Genomic DNA, 16,257 nt, shown 5'->3' with positions numbered 1-16,257 from the left:
GCGAGGCTGCCCCTGCCCGTGTGCTACAGGGTTTGAGGAACGTTGGATCGCGGCTAACGCCACACCGCCATCAACGCATGAAGCTCAGCCTCGCTGATCAGCCCTTCGGGGTAACGCCCGGCAAGTAGCCGTCGTGGGTCGGTCGTCCTGACCCTGCTGCTTCCATGGTGCTTCAACCACTTCGCCAAACGCTCGAGCGATGCATGGTCTATTGCCAATGGGCGCAATGCCGACTCACTTGCTGCATTCATTTCTACACGTACTCCTGGCCGTGAGCAGCTAACCTACGCAAGTAGTGTTACAAGCAGATAACCCAGTGATACCGGGCTATCTGCTTGAAAAACAATACAAAAGCTATGCCACTACACATGCCAGGCGTCGCCGGGCTGGGAAGCGAGCGTACACCCTCGCCGCGCCCCACGGGCCATCAACGGTGCACAGGCGCCGGCTGCTGCTGGGTCAGGCAATGAATGTTACCGCCGCCTAACAGCAATTCCCGCCCAGGAATCATCACCACCTCATGGTCAGGGAAGATGCTCGACAGTATGGCCTTGGCCTCGGCATCGGCCGGGTCGTCGAAGCTCGGCGCGATGATGCCGCCGTTGACGATCAGGAAGTTGACGTACGAGCCTGCCAGACGTACCGAAGGGTCACGCTCCTGGCTGCCCGACACTTGGTCGACGCCCGCACACTCCTCTTCGGTGGCATACAGCGGCCCGGGTATTGGCATCTTGTGCACGACGAAGGCCCGCCCCCTGGCGTCGCGGGTGGTCTGCAGCACTTCCATGGCCGCGTGGCAACGCGCGTAGTTGGGGTCGTTCGCGTCATCTGTCCAGGCCAGTAACACTTCACCTGGGCGCACGTAACAGCAGAAGTTGTCGACATGGCCATCGGTTTCGTCGTTGTACAGGCCGTCCGGCAGCCAGACCACGGTATCGACCGCGAGGTTGTCGCGTAGCACGGCTTCGATCTGCTCGCGGTTCAGGTGCGGATTACGGTTGTGGTTCAGCAGGCACTCTTCGGTGGTGATCACCGTGCCTTCGCCGTCCACATGGATCGAGCCGCCTTCGAGCACGAACCCTTCGGTGCGATAACGCTGGCAGCGCTCCATCTCCAGCACCTTGCCAGCCAACGCCTCGTCTTTGTTCCACGGTGCGTACAGGCCACCCTCGAACCCGCCCCAGGCGTTGAAGTCCCAGTCTACGCCGCGCACTTCGCCGTTGTCGTTGACCACGAACGTGGGGCCGGTATCACGCACCCAGGCATCGTCGCTGCTGAGTTCGACAACCCGGATATTGGGCTGGTCCAGCAGGCGACGCGCGTTTTCATACTGGCCGGCAGAGACGCCCACGGTGACCGGTTCGAAGCGCGCGATCGCCTTGGCGAGGGTGACATGGGCCGCCTGTGCCGGCTTGCCGCCCAGGCGCCAGTTATCCGGCCGCTCGGGCCAGACCATCCAGACCTGGGTTTGCGGGGCCCATTCGGCGGGCATGTGGAAACCATCGGCACGGGGCGTGGAAGTGAGGGTTTTCATCGTTGACCTCTGTCATGGCCCTGCCCGGAAGGGTATGGGCGTAAAAAGCGTTTATAACCGATATAAATCCGTGTTTAAACAGAATAATGCCGCATGACCCTGATAAGCCCGACACAATATTTCGATAATAATCGGCAAATACGTGACGCCGGTCAGGCGCAACCTTCACCCTAGCATTGGCCAGACCAGTGCCGCGCGCCTTGCTCGACAGGACAAGCACGCTTCTGCCAGCTAGGGTCATAACGCACAGCATGCAGAGTGTCTTCCGATGAACGTGATACCCACTACCCTTCCCGAAGTGCTGATCATCGAGCCCAAGGTGTTCGGCGACAGCCGAGGACTTTTCTTCGAGTCCTTCAACGCCCGCGAGTTTGCCCGGCTGACCGGCGCCAAGGTCGAGTTCGTCCAGGACAACCACTCGCGCTCCGGCCGGGGCGTGCTGCGTGGGCTGCATTATCAGGTGGCCAATACCCAAGGCAAACTGGTGCGCGTGGTACAGGGCGAGATCCGCGATGTGGCCGTGGATGTGCGCAGGCACTCGCCCACGTTCGGCCAGTGGGTGGCAGTGCACCTGTCGGCGGAAAACCATCGTCAGCTGTGGATCCCGGCAGGCTTTGCCCATGGTTTTGCGGTGATGGGCGATTCGGCAGAGTTTCTGTACAAGACCACCGACTACTACAACCCACAGGCCGACCGCTGCATCCGCTGGGACGACCCGACACTGGCCATCGACTGGGGCCTGCAACAGCCGCCTGTGCTCTCAGACAAGGACAAGCTGGGCGTGTCGTGGGCAGAAGCACAAGTGCTGCCTTAACTAGCGCATAATTGCTTCAGACTTTCTGACGCAATGATGTGATGATCGCCAAGAACACACCTCCTCGCCGCCCTCGCTGGCGCAGCCTGGCCTTACTGGCGCTGTGCCTGGTGCCGCTGCTGTGGCCGCTGCATCACCTGGCCGAGCGCTATTACCGGCAAGAGTTGGCCTCGCAGAACCGGCAGACCCTCGACCTGTATGTCGCCAACCTGCTGGGCACGCTGCACCGCTATGAAACCTTGCCGCAGATCCTTGGCGATTTGCCGGCCCTGCGCGGGGTGCTGGCCGACCCGTTTCGCCTGGAAGCGGTCACCAATGCCAACCGCCTGCTGAAAAACATCGTGCAGCAGACCGGCGCCGAAGTGATGTACCTCATGGACGTCAGCGGCAACACCCTGGCGGCGTCCAACTGGGACAAACACGACAGCTTCGTGGGGCGCAACTTCGCGTTTCGCCCCTACTTCAACGAAGCCATGGCCGGGCACCTGGGGCGTTTCTTCGGCCAGGGCACAACGTCCGCGAAGCGGGGTTATTTCTTCGCCGCCGCCGTGCGCGACGGCGAACGCATCGTCGGTGTGCTGGTGGTCAAGGTCGACCTCGATCATACCGAGACCTTGTGGGGCCGCACGCCCGAGCAACTGTTGCTGACCGATCACAACGGCGTGGTCATCCTCACGTCACGCCCGGAGTGGCGTTTTCGCGCTACCCGGCCGCTGACCGCAGCCGAGCGCCAAGCCATCATCGCCATCCAGCCGTACCCCACCCAGGCCCCCCAGCCGCTGGTGATCAGTGACGATGCCTGGATCACCCAGACCCGGGCCATTCCAGAAACCGGCTGGCAGGTCAGCATCCTTGCGCCGCGCATCCTGGTGGACCGCTCCGCGCAGACGGTCACGGCCATCGGTGCCGGCGCTCTGCTGGTCATCGTGCTGCTGACCGGCCTGGTGATGCAGCGGCGCCGTCATTATATGGACCGCATCGATTTCGAGGCCCGCGGGCGCCAGCAACTCGAACAGCGGGTGGCCGAGCGTACCGCCGACCTCGAAGGGCTCAATGCACGCCTCAAAAGCGCCGTGCTCGAGCGCGAGAATGCCCAGCAGGAGGCCGTGAGGGCCCAGGACGAACTGGTGCAGGCAGGCAAGCTGTCGGTGCTGGGCACCATGTCGGCGAGTATCAGCCATGAGCTCAACCAGCCCCTGGCAGCCATTCGCAGCTATGCCGAAAACGCCGAGATCCTGTTGGACCACCAACGTACGGAAGACGCGCGCGGCAACCTGAAACTGATCGGCGAGCTGACCGGGCGCATGGCCTCGATCATTGCCCACCTGCGCGCCTTTGCCCGCCGCGACCGCCACGCTCCAGAAAGCGTAGCCCTGCAACCGGCCCTGGACGACGCCCTGGCCCTGCTTGCCAAACGTCGCCGGGCAATGGCGGTTGAGCTGGTGCGCGACCTGCCGGAAGCCACGCTGTGGGTACAGGCGGGCGAAACCCGCCTGCGCCAGGTACTGGGCAACTTGCTGGCCAATGCCCTGGACGCGTTGACCGAGAAGGCCAACCCGCGCCGGCTGTGGATAAGTGCCGAACAGCAGGACGATTACGTTTATCTGTACATTCGCGACAACGGCCCCGGCTTCAGCCGTCAAGCACTGGAGCATGCCAGGGAGCCCTTTTTCACCACCAAGACCCGCACCCAGGGGCTGGGTTTGGGCCTGGCCATCTGTGACAGCCTGATGCGCACCCTAGGGGGTGAGCTGCTGCTGGCCAACCACCCCGAGGGCGGTGCGTTGCTGACCTTGAAAATGCGCGTGGCCCCACCGGGTGCCACCTTGCCCAATTCAGAGGATTCTTCGGCATGAGCCCCGAGACACTGATCGACAGTCGCGCCCAGGTGATCCTGGTCGACGACGACGCACACCTGCGCCAGGCCCTGAGCCAGACACTGGACCTGGCCGGGCTCAAGGTGGTGGCATTGGCCGATGCCCATGGCCTGGCCGAGCGTATCCCGGCAGACTGGCCAGGCGTTGTAGTCAGCGATATCCGCATGCCGGGTATCGACGGGCTGCAGCTGCTTGAACAACTGCATGGCCTGGACAGCGAGCTGCCGGTGCTGTTGATCACTGGGCACGGCGATGTCCCGTTGGCGGTACAAGCCATGCGCGCCGGTGCCTACGACTTCCTGGAAAAGCCCTTCGCCAGCGACGCCCTGCTCGACAGCGTGCGCCGCGCCCTGGCACTGCGCCAATTGGTGCTGGAGAACCGCAGCCTGCGCATGGCATTGAGCGACCGCCAGCAACTGGCCACGCGCCTGGTGGGCCAGTCTGCGGCCATGCAGCGCCTGCGCGAGCAGATCGGCGCACTGGCCGGCACGCGAGCCGACGTATTGATCCTTGGTGAGACCGGGGCTGGCAAAGAAGTGGTCGCCCGCGCCCTGCACGACCTGTCGAGCCGCCGGGACGGGCCCTTCGTGGCCATCAACGCTGGTGCTTTGGCCGAATCGGTGGTCGAGAGCGAGCTGTTTGGCCACGAGCCCGGCGCCTTCACGGGCGCGCAAAAACGCCGCATCGGCAAGTTCGAATTTGCCAATGGCGGTACGTTGTTCCTCGATGAAATCGAAAGCATGAGCCTGGATGTGCAGGTAAAGCTGTTGCGCATGCTGCAAGAGCGCGTCGTCGAGCGATTGGGTGGCAATCAGCTGATACCGCTGGACATCCGCATCATCGCCGCCACCAAGGAAGACCTGCGCCAGGCCGCCGACCAGGGGCGTTTTCGCGCCGACCTGTATTACCGCCTGAACGTGGCGCCCTTACGTATTCCGCCGCTGCGCGAACGTGGCGACGATATCCTGATGCTCTTCCAGCATTTTGCCGATGCGGCCAGCCAACGCCATGGCCTGGGGCCGCACGCCCTGCAACCCGCGCAACGGGCTTTGCTGCTGCGCCATGACTGGCCGGGCAACGTGCGCGAACTGCAAAACGCGGCCGAACGCTTCGCCCTCGGGCTGGAACTGGCGCTCGATGGCCAGGCGCCGCCTGCAACCCACGCTCCCGCCCCGGTCACCGGCAACCTGAGCGAGCAGGTCGAGCACTTCGAGCGCTCGTTGATCACGGCTGAACTTGCTCAGCCGCACGGCTCGCTGCGTAGCCTGGCCGAAGCGCTGGGTGTTCCACGCAAGACGCTGCACGACAAGTTGCGCAAGCATGGCCTGAGCTTCGAAGGTGGTAGCGGTGGCCACGACGACCATGAGGAAACCCGTTGATGAGCGAGCCGATTCACCCTCTGCAGACAGTGCTTCACACCGATATTCCATTGACCCGGGAGATGGGCCTGGAGGTACTGGACTGGCAACAGCATATCCTGCGCCTGCAACTGCCCTTGGCCGCCAACGTCAACCACAAGAACACCATGTTCGGCGGCAGCCTCTACTGCGCAGCGGTACTGGCCGGCTGGGGCTGGTTGCACCTGCGGCTACAGGAACTGGGCATCGATGATGGGCATATCGTCATTCAGGAGGGGCAGATCAGCTACCCGCTGCCGGTTACCGGCGCTGCCGTGGCCAGTTGCGCTGCACCAGACGAGAAGGACTGGTCGCGGTTCCTGGCAATGTATCAGCGGCGTGGACGGGCCCGGCTGATGCTGAAAACGACGGTGAGCAATGTTGGCAGTGATGAAGCGGCGGTGGTGTTCAGCGGGCAGTATGTGTTGCACAGGTGAGCGGCGGGTTGATCGCGGGTTATCAACAGGCGGCCTTGACGCCGAGAACCTGGGGCCGCTTTGCGGCCCCTTCGGTCCTCTACCCATGAACAATTTTCCACCCCTAAAGCCACACTTACCCTCGCCAATCAAACAAGCCCAAGCAAGGCCTCTCGCCAGCCAGCCCCCGCCGGCAGAGCAAGGAAGTAGGGATTGAGCAGCGATTCGCGCGCCGGATACCGGAAGGGTTGGCCGTCGACCTCAATCACCTCGCCCCCGGCACCTTCGACTACACCCTGGGCGGCCGCCGTGTCCCACTGGGAGGTCGGCGCCAAGCGTGGGTAGCAGTCGGCGCTGCCTTCGGCCAACAGGCAGAACTTCAGTGAACTGCCCACCGAAACCAGCTCAAGCGGCCCCATCGCAGTACCCAACCCGTTCAGCAAAGCCTCTTGCCGAGGGCTGGAGTGCCGGCGGCTGGCAACCACGGTGAACGGCGACCCGGCAGGCGGGGTGGCGCGCACCTGGATGGCCTGCGCGGTTTCACCCCGCTCCGCTCGCCAGGCACCCAGTGCCCGCCCTCCAAAGTAGCAACGCCCCGAAGTGGGCATCGATACTACCCCGAACACCACCTCGCCCTGATCGATCAAGGCAATGTTGACCGTGAACTCCTCGCTGCCGGCAATGAACTCCTTGGTGCCGTCGAGCGGGTCGACCAACCACCAACGGCGCCACGTCTGGCGCTCCGCCAACGGGATATCGCAGTCTTCTTCGGACAGGACGGGAATGTGCGGGGCCAGGGTCTGCAAGCCCTCTGCAATCACCTGGTGTGCTGCCAGGTCGGCAGCCGTGACGGGCGAGTCGTCGGCCTTGTTGACGACGGCCACATCAGCGCGCCAGAACGGCAGGATCGCCTCGCCCGCCGACAGCGCCAACGCCACCACGTCCTGCATCAATTGCTGATCGCTCATAGTGCCAGTACCCCGCGCTGGATCAGCAGGTCACGCGCCAGGTACAAAGCAGCCAGCGCACGCCCTTCGCTGAACTGCGGGTGCATGGCCAGGGACGACAGCTCCCGCAGGTTGACCTTGTCCACGCCCATCGGCTCCGGCTCATCGCCCTCCAGCCGTTCCTCATACAGGTCGGTGGCCAGTACCACCTGGATCTTCTGGCTCATGTAGCCCGGGGACAGGGAAAGCTCGGTCAGGTGCTCCAGTTGCCGTGCACCAAAGCCGGCTTCTTCCTTGAGCTCCCGGTCAGCTGCCGCCAGCACGTCCTCGCCCGGTTCGATCAAGCCCTTGGGTAGCGACAGTTCATATTCGTCAGTCCCGCCGCAGTACTCTTCCACCAGTACAGCGTGCTCGGCATCGAGCATGGCCACGATCATCACCGCACCATAGCCATTGCCCCGGCCCACCAGCCGCTCGTAGGTGCGCTCCACGCCGTTGCTGAAGCGCAACTCGACGGCCTCGACTCGGAACAGGCGGCTGCTGGCGACGATCTCGCGGCTGAGGACGGTAGGTTTCTGGCGCATGGGGGGCTCCTTGGCGTGAACGGGTTACTATACCGTGGCTTGCCGACCGAACGAGAGTTTCCCATGCCTGTTCTTCCCTGGTCCGCCATCGATACCGTCCTGCTGGACATGGATGGCACACTGCTCGACCTGCATTACGATAACCGCTTCTGGCTGGAGCACCTGCCGCAGCGCTATGCAGAGCTGCACGGCGTGAGCCGGGCGATGGCGCAGCTGGAACTCGAGCCGCTGTTCGAGCGCAACGCCGGTACCTTGAACTGGTATTGCCTGGACTTCTGGAGCCGTGAGCTGCGCCTGCCGATCCGCGAGCTCAAGCGCGAAATCGCCGACCTGATCGCCTTGCGGCCCGATGCCGATACGTTTCTGGCCGCGATCGGCCAGGCAGGCAAGCGGGTGATCATGATCACCAATGCACACCGCGATTCACTCTCGCTCAAGCTCGAACGCATCGAACTGGCACCCTACTTCGACCGCATGATCAGCTCCCATGACTACGGGTTTCCCAAGGAGAGTCCGCAGTTCTGGGATGCCTTGCAGGCCGATATCGGCTTTGAACCTGCCCGCAGCCTGTTCATCGACGACACGCTGCCCATTTTGCGCAGTGCCCGGCAATTCGGCGTGGGCCATTTGCTGGCGGTGCGCCAGCCGGACAGCCAGGCGCAGCCTCGAGACACCGCAGAGTTCGCAGCTGTGGAAGACTATCGGGAATTGCTGAACGGTCTTTGAACGCAAATCCGCGCCATGGGCGCGGGTTGCGGTGACAAGCCTCTGGATGGGCCTATCGGTTACTCGGGAATACGCAGCACCTGGCCCGGATAGATCTTGTTCGGATCCGACAGCATGGGCTTGTTGGCCTCGAAGATCTTCTGGTACTTGTTGGCATCGCCGTAGACCTTCTTGGAGATGGCGCTGAGGGTATCGCCCTTCTCCACGGTCACGAAGCGCGCCGCCTGGGCTACGGGGCCGGTGACGGTGATCTGGTCGTCGACGCTGGCCACGCCTTCAATGTTGCCGGCTGCCAGAATGATCTTCTCTTTCTCTTCCTGGCTGGCCACCTCGCCCTTGAGGGTCACCTTGTCGCCTTCCACGGTGGCAGTGATGTTGGGGTTACCCAACCCGACGTTTTCGACGTGCTTCTTCAACTGCTCCTCGGCCTTGGCATTGCCGGGGGTCAGCAGATCGATCAACTTCTCGCCTGCTTCCTTCACAAAGCTGAATAGACTCATGACGCTCTCCTTGTTGATGTGAAACCGTTGGACAATGAAGTCTGGGCCAAGACTCAATCGGTCATCGCACTGCGACCTATCGACGCGGTCTATCACGGCATAGACCCTAGCAATTAGACGTCGCCGGCAGGCAAGCCTAGGCTTGTAGCCTCAGTAAGCCGGCGCCCGTCGCCGATCAAGAGCACGCCTGGATGAACAGCAAGCCACCGCTGTGTGCGGCCTCGTTACCGTTAGCCATGCCCGCCGCCAGCACTACCTATGATTACGTCCAGCTCGGCGATGGCCAGCCCGGCAGCACGCCACTGGCCGAAGAAGTCGCCCTGGCGATCGTGTACAACGGCCTGAACCAGGCCGTCATGCTCGTCAGCCCGACCGACCTGGAAGATTTTGCCGTTGGCTTCAGTGTGGGCAGCGGCATCGTTGAAAGCACTGCCGAAATCTACGACGTCAAACTGTCGGGAAGCGGCGCTTCGATGTATGCAGACCTGGAAATCTCCAGCCGCGCCTTCTGGAACCTGAAGAACCAACGCCGCCAACTGGCCGGCACCAGCGGCTGTGGCCTGTGCGGCGTCGAAGCCCTGGAGCAGGCGCTGCCGGACCTGGCCAAATTGCCGGGCGCACCGTTGCCCCCTGCCCAGTGGCTGGTCGGCCTGCGCCAGCGGATCGACGCCTTTCAGCCGCTGGGCCAGCACTGCGGCGCCGTGCATGCGGCCTTGTTCATGGACCGCCATGGCGAACTGCTGCTGGGCCGCGAAGACATTGGCCGGCACAACGCCCTCGACAAGCTCATTGGCGCACTGTTGCGTCAGGGTATCGACAGCCATGGCGGCCTGGCCATCGTCACCAGCCGTTGCAGCCTGGAATTGATCCAGAAGGTGCTGCGTGCCGGCATCCAGACCCTGGTCAGCCTGTCGGCGCCTACGGGCCTGGCCCTGCAATGGGCACGCAGGCACAACCTCAACCTCATTCATTTGCCCAAACACAGCGCACCGCGGGTCTACAGCCCGGCGGCGGAGTCGTAACAGCCGTGACCTCGTACCAGCCTATTCCGAAAAACGCCCCAGCCTCCTCTCCTCGCTACAAGCCCTACCACGGCCCTGCCGGCGGCTGGGGTGCATTGCGCAGCGTGGCCAAAGCCTGGGTGGGCAGCGACAACCCGCTGAAGAACATCCGTGCCCTGCTCAAGACCAACCAGAACGGCGGCTTTGACTGCCCAGGTTGCGCTTGGGGCGACTCGCCTGAAAGCGGCATGGTCAAGTTTTGCGAAAACGGCGCCAAGGCGGTCAACTGGGAAGCCACCAAACGCCGCGTCGACGCTGCCTTCTTCGCCCGCTACAGCGTCACCTCGTTGCTGCAGCAAAGCGATTACTGGCTGGAGTACCAAGGCCGACTGACCGAGCCGATGGTGTACGACGCCGCCACTGATCGCTACCAGCCCATCAGCTGGGACGCCGCGTTCGCCCTCATCGGCCGAGAGCTGAACAAGCTCGCAAGCCCTGACCAGGCCGAATTCTACACCTCCGGGCGCGCCAGCAACGAAGCGGCGTACCTCTACCAGCTCTTCGTGCGCGCCTACGGCACCAACAACTTTCCGGACTGCTCGAACATGTGCCACGAGGCCAGCGGTGTGGCGCTGGGGCAGAGCGTGGGGGTGGGCAAGGGTACCGTCACGTTCGAGGATTTCGAGCACGCCGACGCGATCTTCGTCTGGGGCCAGAACCCGGGCACCAACCACCCGCGCATGCTGGACCCGCTGCGCGATGCAGTGAAACGCGGTGCGCAGGTGGTGTGCATCAACCCGCTCAAGGAGCGCGGCCTGGAACGCTTCCAGCATCCGCAAAACCCGCTGGAGATGCTGACCAACAGCGACCGCCCCACCAATACCGCATTCTTCCGCCCGGCTCTGGGTGGCGACATGGCCATGCTGCGCGGCATGGCCAAGTTCGCCCTGCAATGGGAGCGTGAGGCGCAGGCCAAGGGTGAGCCGGCGGTCTTCGACCACGCCTTCATCGCCGAGCACGGGCACGGCCTGGACGACTACCTGGCGGTGGTCGATGCCACGCCTTGGGCGCATATCCAGCAGCAGTCGGGCTTGGCACTCGAAGACATCGAACTGGCCGCTCGCATGTACTGCCGAAGCCAACGCGTGATCATGTGCTGGGCCATGGGCATTACCCAGCACCGTCATTCGGTGCCGACCATCCAGGAACTGGTCAACCTGCAAATGCTGCGCGGCAACATCGGCACCCCAGGGGCAGGGCTGTGCCCGGTTCGCGGTCACAGCAACGTGCAGGGCGACCGCACCATGGGTATCAACGAGCGTCCGCCGGCCGCCCTGCTCGACGCCATCGAGGCGCGCTTCGGCTTCCCGGTGCCGCGCAAGAACGGGCACAACACCGTCGAAGCCATCCATGCCATGCTCCAGGGGCACGCCAAGGTGTTCATCGGACTAGGCGGCAACTTCGCCCAGGCCACGCCTGACACCGAACGCACGGCGCGAGCGCTGCGCAACTGCGAACTGACCGTGCACATCAGCACCAAGCTCAACCGCAGCCACCTGGTTCACGGCAAGCAGGCACTTATCCTGCCTTGCCTGGGCCGTACCGACATCGACATGCAAGCGGACGGGCCTCAAGCGGTCACCGTCGAAGACTCGTTCAGCATGGTCCACGGCTCCAACGGCCAGCTCAAACCACTGTCCCGGCAGATGCGGTCTGAGCCCGCGGTCATCGCTGGCATCGCTGCTGCCACCCTGGGCAAACACCCTGTGGACTGGCAATGGCTAGTGGCCGACTACGACCGTATTCGAGCTCTGATCGCCGACACCATTGCAGGCTTCTCTGATTTCAATCAGCGCATGCGGCAGCCTGGGGGATTCTACCTGGGCAATAGCGCCGGCCGTCGCGAGTGGGCCACGGCCAATGGCCGCGCCAACTTCAAGGCCAACCTGCTGCCAGATTCGCTGCTCGACGAGCGCGTGCGTGCCAGCGGCCAGGTGCCTGACTTGGTATTGCAATCGATGCGCTCGCACGATCAGTACAACACCACCATCTATGGCCTGGACGACCGTTACCGAGGCGTACGCGGCCAGCGCGACGTGTTGTTCGCCAACGAAGCCGACATCGTTCGGCTGGGCTTCAAGCCTGGCCAGAAGGTCGACATCGTTTCACTGTGGGGGGATGAGCATGTTCGCCGAGTGCGCGGCTTTACCCTGCTAGCGTTCGACATACCTGCCGGGCAGGCAGCGGCCTATTATCCAGAAGTGAACCCGCTGGTACCGCTGGAGAGCGTTGGCGAGGGTAGCCACACGCCAACGTCCAAGTTCATTGCCATCAAGCTGGAACGCGCCGAGGACGACGGACGAATTCTCTGAATGAAAAAGCCCTGGTCCAATGCAGGATCAGGGCTATGTCACAAGAGCGTAAGACCGCAGGAAAAAGATAAAGTTTCACTTATAAATCAATGAGTTGACGAATTGTGTACAACCCGTGCAATTCGTCGGATATTCGTTGCCACTGGACGTAGATAGAAGCACATTCGCCTCGTCATCTCCTTGAGGCTCTCTTGAATGAAGAAGTACTCCTCGATTCTGTTGTTGTCTTTTGGCTTGCTCAGCGGCGTTGCCATGGCAGGCGGCTCCACCGAGGCCGGCATTGGCGGCGCATTGGGTGGGGTACTGGGCTCAGTCGTAGGCCAGTCCATTGGTGGTAGCACTGGCGGCGCCATTGGCGCAGGCCTGGGCGGCGCCGCCGGCAGTGCGGTCGGCGCCGACAAGCGTCAGCGCGGCGAAGCGGCCATCGGCGGTGCGCTCGGCGCAGCAGGCGGCAACGTAGTAGGCCGTAGCGTTGGCGGCACCACCGGCAGCTACATTGGTGCAGCCGCTGGCGGTGGCGCAGGCGGTGCCCTGGGCAACTACATGGGCAACAAGGCCGATCAGGATGATCGCCGCGACCATCGCCGCTACCGCCGCGACTACGACGACCGTCGTCACTGGGACCGTGGTCACCACTATGGCCACCGCAAGCACGGCCGCCATCGCCACCCTTGATGGGTCAGGGTAGCCGCTGCGCGTATGACCCCGCCTTGAGGGCACTGTTCACTTAAAAACGGCGGGGCCGTGAAGCGGACCCTGAATTAACAGGACTAAACCTCGATGGCGGGATTTTCAATGGGTCCGCTCTAAAAGCGCCGCTAACTTCGCCATCAACTGCGCCGGTAGTGCAACCGGCTGGCCACTGGCGCGGTCGATGAACACCTGCACCACCGTCCCCGCTGCACACGCCTGGGCTTCACCACGGCGATAGAGCGCCAGCCGGTACTCCACGGTGCTCCCAGCCAGACGCGTCACCCCCAGCGCCACCTCCAGTACGTCCGGAAAGCCCGGCAGGGCATAGAAGTCTGCCGCCGAGCTGACCACAAACGCCGCCAGTTCGCCGTCGCGCAGGTCCAGTTCCGCGTGTTCGATCAGAAAAGCATGGATGGCCGTTTCAAAGTACGCATGCACGGTCGAGCCGGCGATATGGCCGTTGGCGTCGTTGTCTTGCGCGCGGGTCAGGATCGGATGTACGTGGAAAAAGGCAGTGCGCTGGGGAGGCTGGATCATCGGACGGGCTCGCGGCTTCACATTGGGTGTACACAGTGAACCAGAAAATAAGCCGCTTGATCGAATTAACCCTTTTGAAGCCCCTAGCAAAAAGCCGCCCCGGAGGGCGGCTCTTTTACTACAACCTGCTTCAGCTTACAGCTGAGGACCCGCAGCCTTGATGGCGTCGGATACATCGAACTTCTTGAAGTTTTCGATGAACAGGTTGGCCAGGCCTTTGGCGGCTTCGTCGTAGGCAGCTTTGTCAGCCCAGTTGGTGCGCGGGTTGAGCAAGTCAGTCTCGACGCCTGGTACCGACTTCGGCACGTCCAGGTTGATGATGTCCAGATGCTCGGTTTCAGCACCGACCAACGCGCCGCTCTGGATGGCAGCGATCACGGCACGGGTGGTCGGAATGCTGAAGCGCTTGCCCACACCGTAGCCACCGCCCGTCCAGCCGGTGTTGACCAGGTAGACCTTGGAGTTGAAGCCGTTGATGCGCTTGATCAGCAGCTCGGCGTACTCACCAGCAGGGCGCGGGAAGAACGGCGCGCCGAAGCAGGTGGAGAAGGTCGACTTGATGCCGCCGCCCGAGCCCATTTCGGTGGAACCGACCAGCGCGGTGTAGCCGGACAGGAAGTGGTAGGCCGCCTGCTCGTTGTTCAGGATCGATACGGGCGGCAGTACGCCAGTCAGGTCGCAGGTCAGGAAGATGACCGCGTTCGGCTCGCCACCCAGGTTAGCCTCGGAGCGCTTGGCCACGTGTTCCAGCGGGTAGGCGGCGCGGCTGTTCTGGGTCAGGCTGACGTCGCTGTAATCGGCGTGGTTGTTGGCATCGAGCACGACGTTTTCCAGGACGGCGCCATGCTTGATGGCTTTCCAGATGACCGGCTCGTTCTTCTCGGACAGGTCGATGCACTTGGCGTAGCAGCCACCTTCCATGTTGAAGACGACACCTTCACCCCAACCGTGCTCGTCGTCACCGATCAGGTAACGGCTCTCGTCGGCCGACAGCGTGGTCTTGCCGGTGCCGGACAGACCGAAGAACAGGGTGACATCACCCTCTTCGCCGATGTTGGCCGCGCAGTGCATTGGCAGTACGTCGGCAGCCGGCAGCAGGAAGTTCTGTACCGAGAACATGGCTTTCTTCATTTCGCCAGCGTAACGCATGCCAGCGATCAGCACTTTCTTCTGGGCGAAGTTGATGATCACGCAACCATCGGAGTTGGTGCCATCACGCTCAGGCTCGCAGACGAAGTTGGCGACGTTGAGGATCTGCCACTCGCCACGGCCAGCCGGGTTGAACTGCTCCGGGTTGATGAACAGGCAACGCCCGAACAGGTTCTGCCAGGCTGTCTGGGTCGTCATCTTGACCGGCAGGTAGTGCTCGGCCGCCGCCCCTACGTGGACGTAGGAAACGAAGTGATCCTGGGCGTTGTTGAACGCCTCGACGCGGTCCCACAGGGCATCGAACTTGTCGGCCGGGAACTTGCGGTTGATCGGGCCCCAGGCGATGGCGTCCTGGGTGGAAGGTTCTTCGACGATGAAACGGTCAGCCGGGGAACGGCCGGTACGGTGGCCGGTCTCCACGACCAGTGCACCCGTGTCGGCTAGTACACCTTCACCGCGTTGCAGCGCTTCTTTTACCAGCTCATCGACGCTCAGGTCGGTGTACACGGTGTTGTTGGCTTGCGTCATGAGATACCCCATCCGGCCCGAGGCCGAGTGCTCCAAACGTTTTGTAGTCGTTTCAGAAAAACTACTACAGCGAAAAAAGTGGCCGGATTATGCCAGAAACGCCCAAAAAAAGTAGGCCCCTCCTGTCAGAACCGAGCTTTTGCGCAATTCGACAGGAGAATCTCCTGTAGTGAAACGTTTCAGTGAATAGTTTCTGAGGCAGAGTCCGTGCCGCCGCCCGCAAAGAGCTGTGCGACATCGCTGGCATCGAAGAAATACCGCTCATTGCAGAACTGGCAGTCGATCTCCACCGTACCCCCGCATTCCTCTACCAACGCCTCGGCATCGACTTTACCCAGGCTTACCAGCGCATTGCCGGAACGCTCGCGCGAGCAGCTGCAGTTGAAGCGCAGAGGCTGGACGTCGAACAAACGCACGGCATCTTCGTGGTACAGGCGGTGCAGCAGGGTTTCGTTGGCTTCGGCCCACTCTTGCGGCTTGAGGGTCTGGGCCAGGGCCACTACATGCTGCCAGCTGTCTTCACGTTCCTCGTCGTCGGGCTGACGGTCGCGCGGCAGTTGCTGCAGCAGCAGGCCACGGGCCTTGCCCGCCTCGGCGTGCAGCCAGAACCGAGTGTTCAGCTGCTGGGATTGCACGAAGTAATTGGTGAAGCATTCCGAGAGGTCGGCACCGTCGAGCTCGACAGTGCCCTGGTAGCGCTGGCCCCTGACCGGATCGATGGTCAGCGTCAGGTGCCCACCTGGCATCAGCTCGGACAGGGTGGCATCGGCTGCAATCTGGTCGGCCTCGTAGCGGGCCATGCCGCGGATGTCTCGATCCCCGGAGCACTCGACCATCAGCAACGGAATAGGCCCTGCGGAGCGCGCCTGCAGGATCAGCAGCCCGTCGAACTTGAGGGCACCGACCAGCAGCGCGGTGGCGGCCATCAGCTCGCCGAGCAAGGTCTTGACCGGCGCCGGGTACTCGTGACGCGCCAACACCGCGGCGTAGCTGTCATCGAGAGACACCCACTCGCCGCGCACATCGCGCTCGTCGAAGATGAAACGTTGGGTGAAATCTGTATCTGGCAAATCGCTCATGGTTGTCTGGCTATCTGAAAATAATGACAAGATAATTGCCGGGATTTGCAATCCCGTCGTCGAGCGTTTCGGGCGCTCATTCCCGTTAGGAGATCGAGGTATC

At 62.8% G+C, this 16,257-nt stretch carries 16 protein-coding genes; 8 read left to right on the top strand and 8 right to left on the bottom strand.

The window, feature by feature from the left end; all coding sequences use genetic code 11:
* Window positions 1-53: 53 nt before the first annotated feature.
* On the bottom strand, window positions 54-251 hold the full coding sequence (locus tag ACK59L_RS13770; protein ID WP_081322894.1) for a hypothetical protein: 198 nt from the start codon (window positions 249-251) through the stop codon (window positions 54-56).
* Window positions 252-427: 176 nt separating this feature from the next.
* On the bottom strand, window positions 428-1,534 hold the full coding sequence (gene aguA, locus ACK59L_RS13765; protein ID WP_058605942.1) for an agmatine deiminase: 1,107 nt from the start codon (window positions 1,532-1,534) through the stop codon (window positions 428-430).
* 268 nt (window positions 1,535-1,802) lie between these two features.
* On the opposite strand from aguA, the gene rfbC reads away from it, so the two are divergent.
* Genes rfbC through ACK59L_RS13745 form a run of 4 tightly spaced genes read left to right on the top strand, consistent with a single transcriptional unit; the run spans window position 1,803 to window position 6,059 of the window.
* A complete protein-coding gene (gene rfbC / locus ACK59L_RS13760; RefSeq protein ID WP_409274200.1) occupies window positions 1,803-2,348 on the top strand; it encodes a dTDP-4-dehydrorhamnose 3,5-epimerase in 546 nt (181 codons plus the stop codon).
* 41 nt (window positions 2,349-2,389) lie between these two features.
* Window positions 2,390-4,204 (top strand): ATP-binding protein, encoded by a 1,815-nt coding sequence (locus tag ACK59L_RS13755; RefSeq protein WP_167339034.1) that lies wholly within the window; start codon window positions 2,390-2,392, stop codon window positions 4,202-4,204.
* On the top strand, window positions 4,201-5,604 hold the full coding sequence (locus ACK59L_RS13750; RefSeq protein ID WP_078477825.1) for a sigma-54 dependent transcriptional regulator: 1,404 nt from the start codon (window positions 4,201-4,203) through the stop codon (window positions 5,602-5,604). Before ACK59L_RS13755 ends, ACK59L_RS13750 begins: the two co-directional genes overlap by 4 nt.
* Window positions 5,604-6,059 carry a YiiD C-terminal domain-containing protein gene (locus tag ACK59L_RS13745; protein ID WP_409274197.1) on the top strand — a complete coding sequence of 152 codons (456 nt, stop codon included), beginning with the start codon at window positions 5,604-5,606 and terminating at the stop codon, window positions 6,057-6,059. Before ACK59L_RS13750 ends, ACK59L_RS13745 begins: the two co-directional genes overlap by 1 nt.
* Window positions 6,060-6,187: 128 nt before the next feature.
* On the opposite strand, the gene cysQ is transcribed toward ACK59L_RS13745, so the two are convergent.
* Both cysQ and nudE read right to left on the bottom strand, forming a co-directional pair.
* Entirely contained in the window at window positions 6,188-7,006 is an 819-nt protein-coding gene (gene cysQ / locus ACK59L_RS13740; protein ID WP_409274195.1) for a 3'(2'),5'-bisphosphate nucleotidase CysQ, read from the bottom strand.
* Complete coding sequence (nudE, locus tag ACK59L_RS13735) at window positions 7,003-7,569, bottom strand: ADP compounds hydrolase NudE (protein WP_409274193.1); 567 nt, start codon at window positions 7,567-7,569, stop codon at window positions 7,003-7,005. Before nudE ends, cysQ begins: the two co-directional genes overlap by 4 nt.
* Window positions 7,570-7,632: 63 nt before the next feature.
* Here nudE and yrfG point away from each other — a divergent pair, with 63 nt between their 5' ends.
* Window positions 7,633-8,295, top strand: coding sequence for a GMP/IMP nucleotidase (gene yrfG / locus ACK59L_RS13730; protein ID WP_058605998.1), 663 nt, complete (start codon window positions 7,633-7,635; stop codon window positions 8,293-8,295).
* 59 nt (window positions 8,296-8,354) lie between these two features.
* On the opposite strand, the gene lysM is transcribed toward yrfG, so the two are convergent.
* Window positions 8,355-8,795, bottom strand: coding sequence for a peptidoglycan-binding protein LysM (lysM, locus tag ACK59L_RS13725; protein WP_058605997.1), 441 nt, complete (start codon window positions 8,793-8,795; stop codon window positions 8,355-8,357).
* Window positions 8,796-8,986: 191 nt separating this feature from the next.
* Between lysM and fdhD the strand changes: the two genes are divergently transcribed.
* The 3 genes from fdhD (at window position 8,987) to ACK59L_RS13710 (ending at window position 12,843) form a co-directional block, all read left to right on the top strand.
* Window positions 8,987-9,817 (top strand): formate dehydrogenase accessory sulfurtransferase FdhD, encoded by an 831-nt coding sequence (gene fdhD, locus ACK59L_RS13720; protein WP_409274191.1) that lies wholly within the window; start codon window positions 8,987-8,989, stop codon window positions 9,815-9,817.
* A gap of 5 nt (window positions 9,818-9,822) precedes the next feature.
* Window positions 9,823-12,168, top strand: a complete 2,346-nt coding sequence (locus tag ACK59L_RS13715; RefSeq protein ID WP_409274189.1) for an FdhF/YdeP family oxidoreductase — start codon at window positions 9,823-9,825, stop codon at window positions 12,166-12,168.
* Between the two features lie 195 nt (window positions 12,169-12,363).
* Window positions 12,364-12,843 (top strand): glycine zipper domain-containing protein, encoded by a 480-nt coding sequence (locus ACK59L_RS13710; protein ID WP_058605994.1) that lies wholly within the window; start codon window positions 12,364-12,366, stop codon window positions 12,841-12,843.
* A gap of 117 nt (window positions 12,844-12,960) precedes the next feature.
* Here ACK59L_RS13710 and ACK59L_RS13705 read toward each other — a convergent pair whose 3' ends face one another.
* The 3 genes from ACK59L_RS13705 to hslO form a co-directional block, all read right to left on the bottom strand.
* The gene (locus tag ACK59L_RS13705) at window positions 12,961-13,398 is read right to left on the bottom strand and encodes an acyl-CoA thioesterase (RefSeq protein ID WP_409274187.1); all 438 of its coding nucleotides are present in this window, start codon (window positions 13,396-13,398) and stop codon (window positions 12,961-12,963) included.
* A gap of 135 nt (window positions 13,399-13,533) precedes the next feature.
* Window positions 13,534-15,075: a phosphoenolpyruvate carboxykinase gene (locus tag ACK59L_RS13700; protein WP_409274185.1), complete on the bottom strand. Its 1,542-nt coding sequence runs from the start codon at window positions 15,073-15,075 to the stop codon at window positions 13,534-13,536.
* A 179-nt stretch (window positions 15,076-15,254) separates the two neighbouring features.
* The gene (gene hslO / locus ACK59L_RS13695; protein WP_409274183.1) at window positions 15,255-16,154 is read right to left on the bottom strand and encodes an Hsp33 family molecular chaperone HslO; all 900 of its coding nucleotides are present in this window, start codon (window positions 16,152-16,154) and stop codon (window positions 15,255-15,257) included.
* Window positions 16,155-16,257: the final 103 nt, after the last annotated feature.

The organism is Pseudomonas sp. KCJK9111 (genome assembly GCF_046231935.1).
In the GTDB taxonomy this organism is placed as follows: domain Bacteria; phylum Pseudomonadota; class Gammaproteobacteria; order Pseudomonadales; family Pseudomonadaceae; genus Aquipseudomonas; species Aquipseudomonas parafulva_B.
This window is presented reverse-complemented; position numbering and strand designations above follow the sequence as displayed.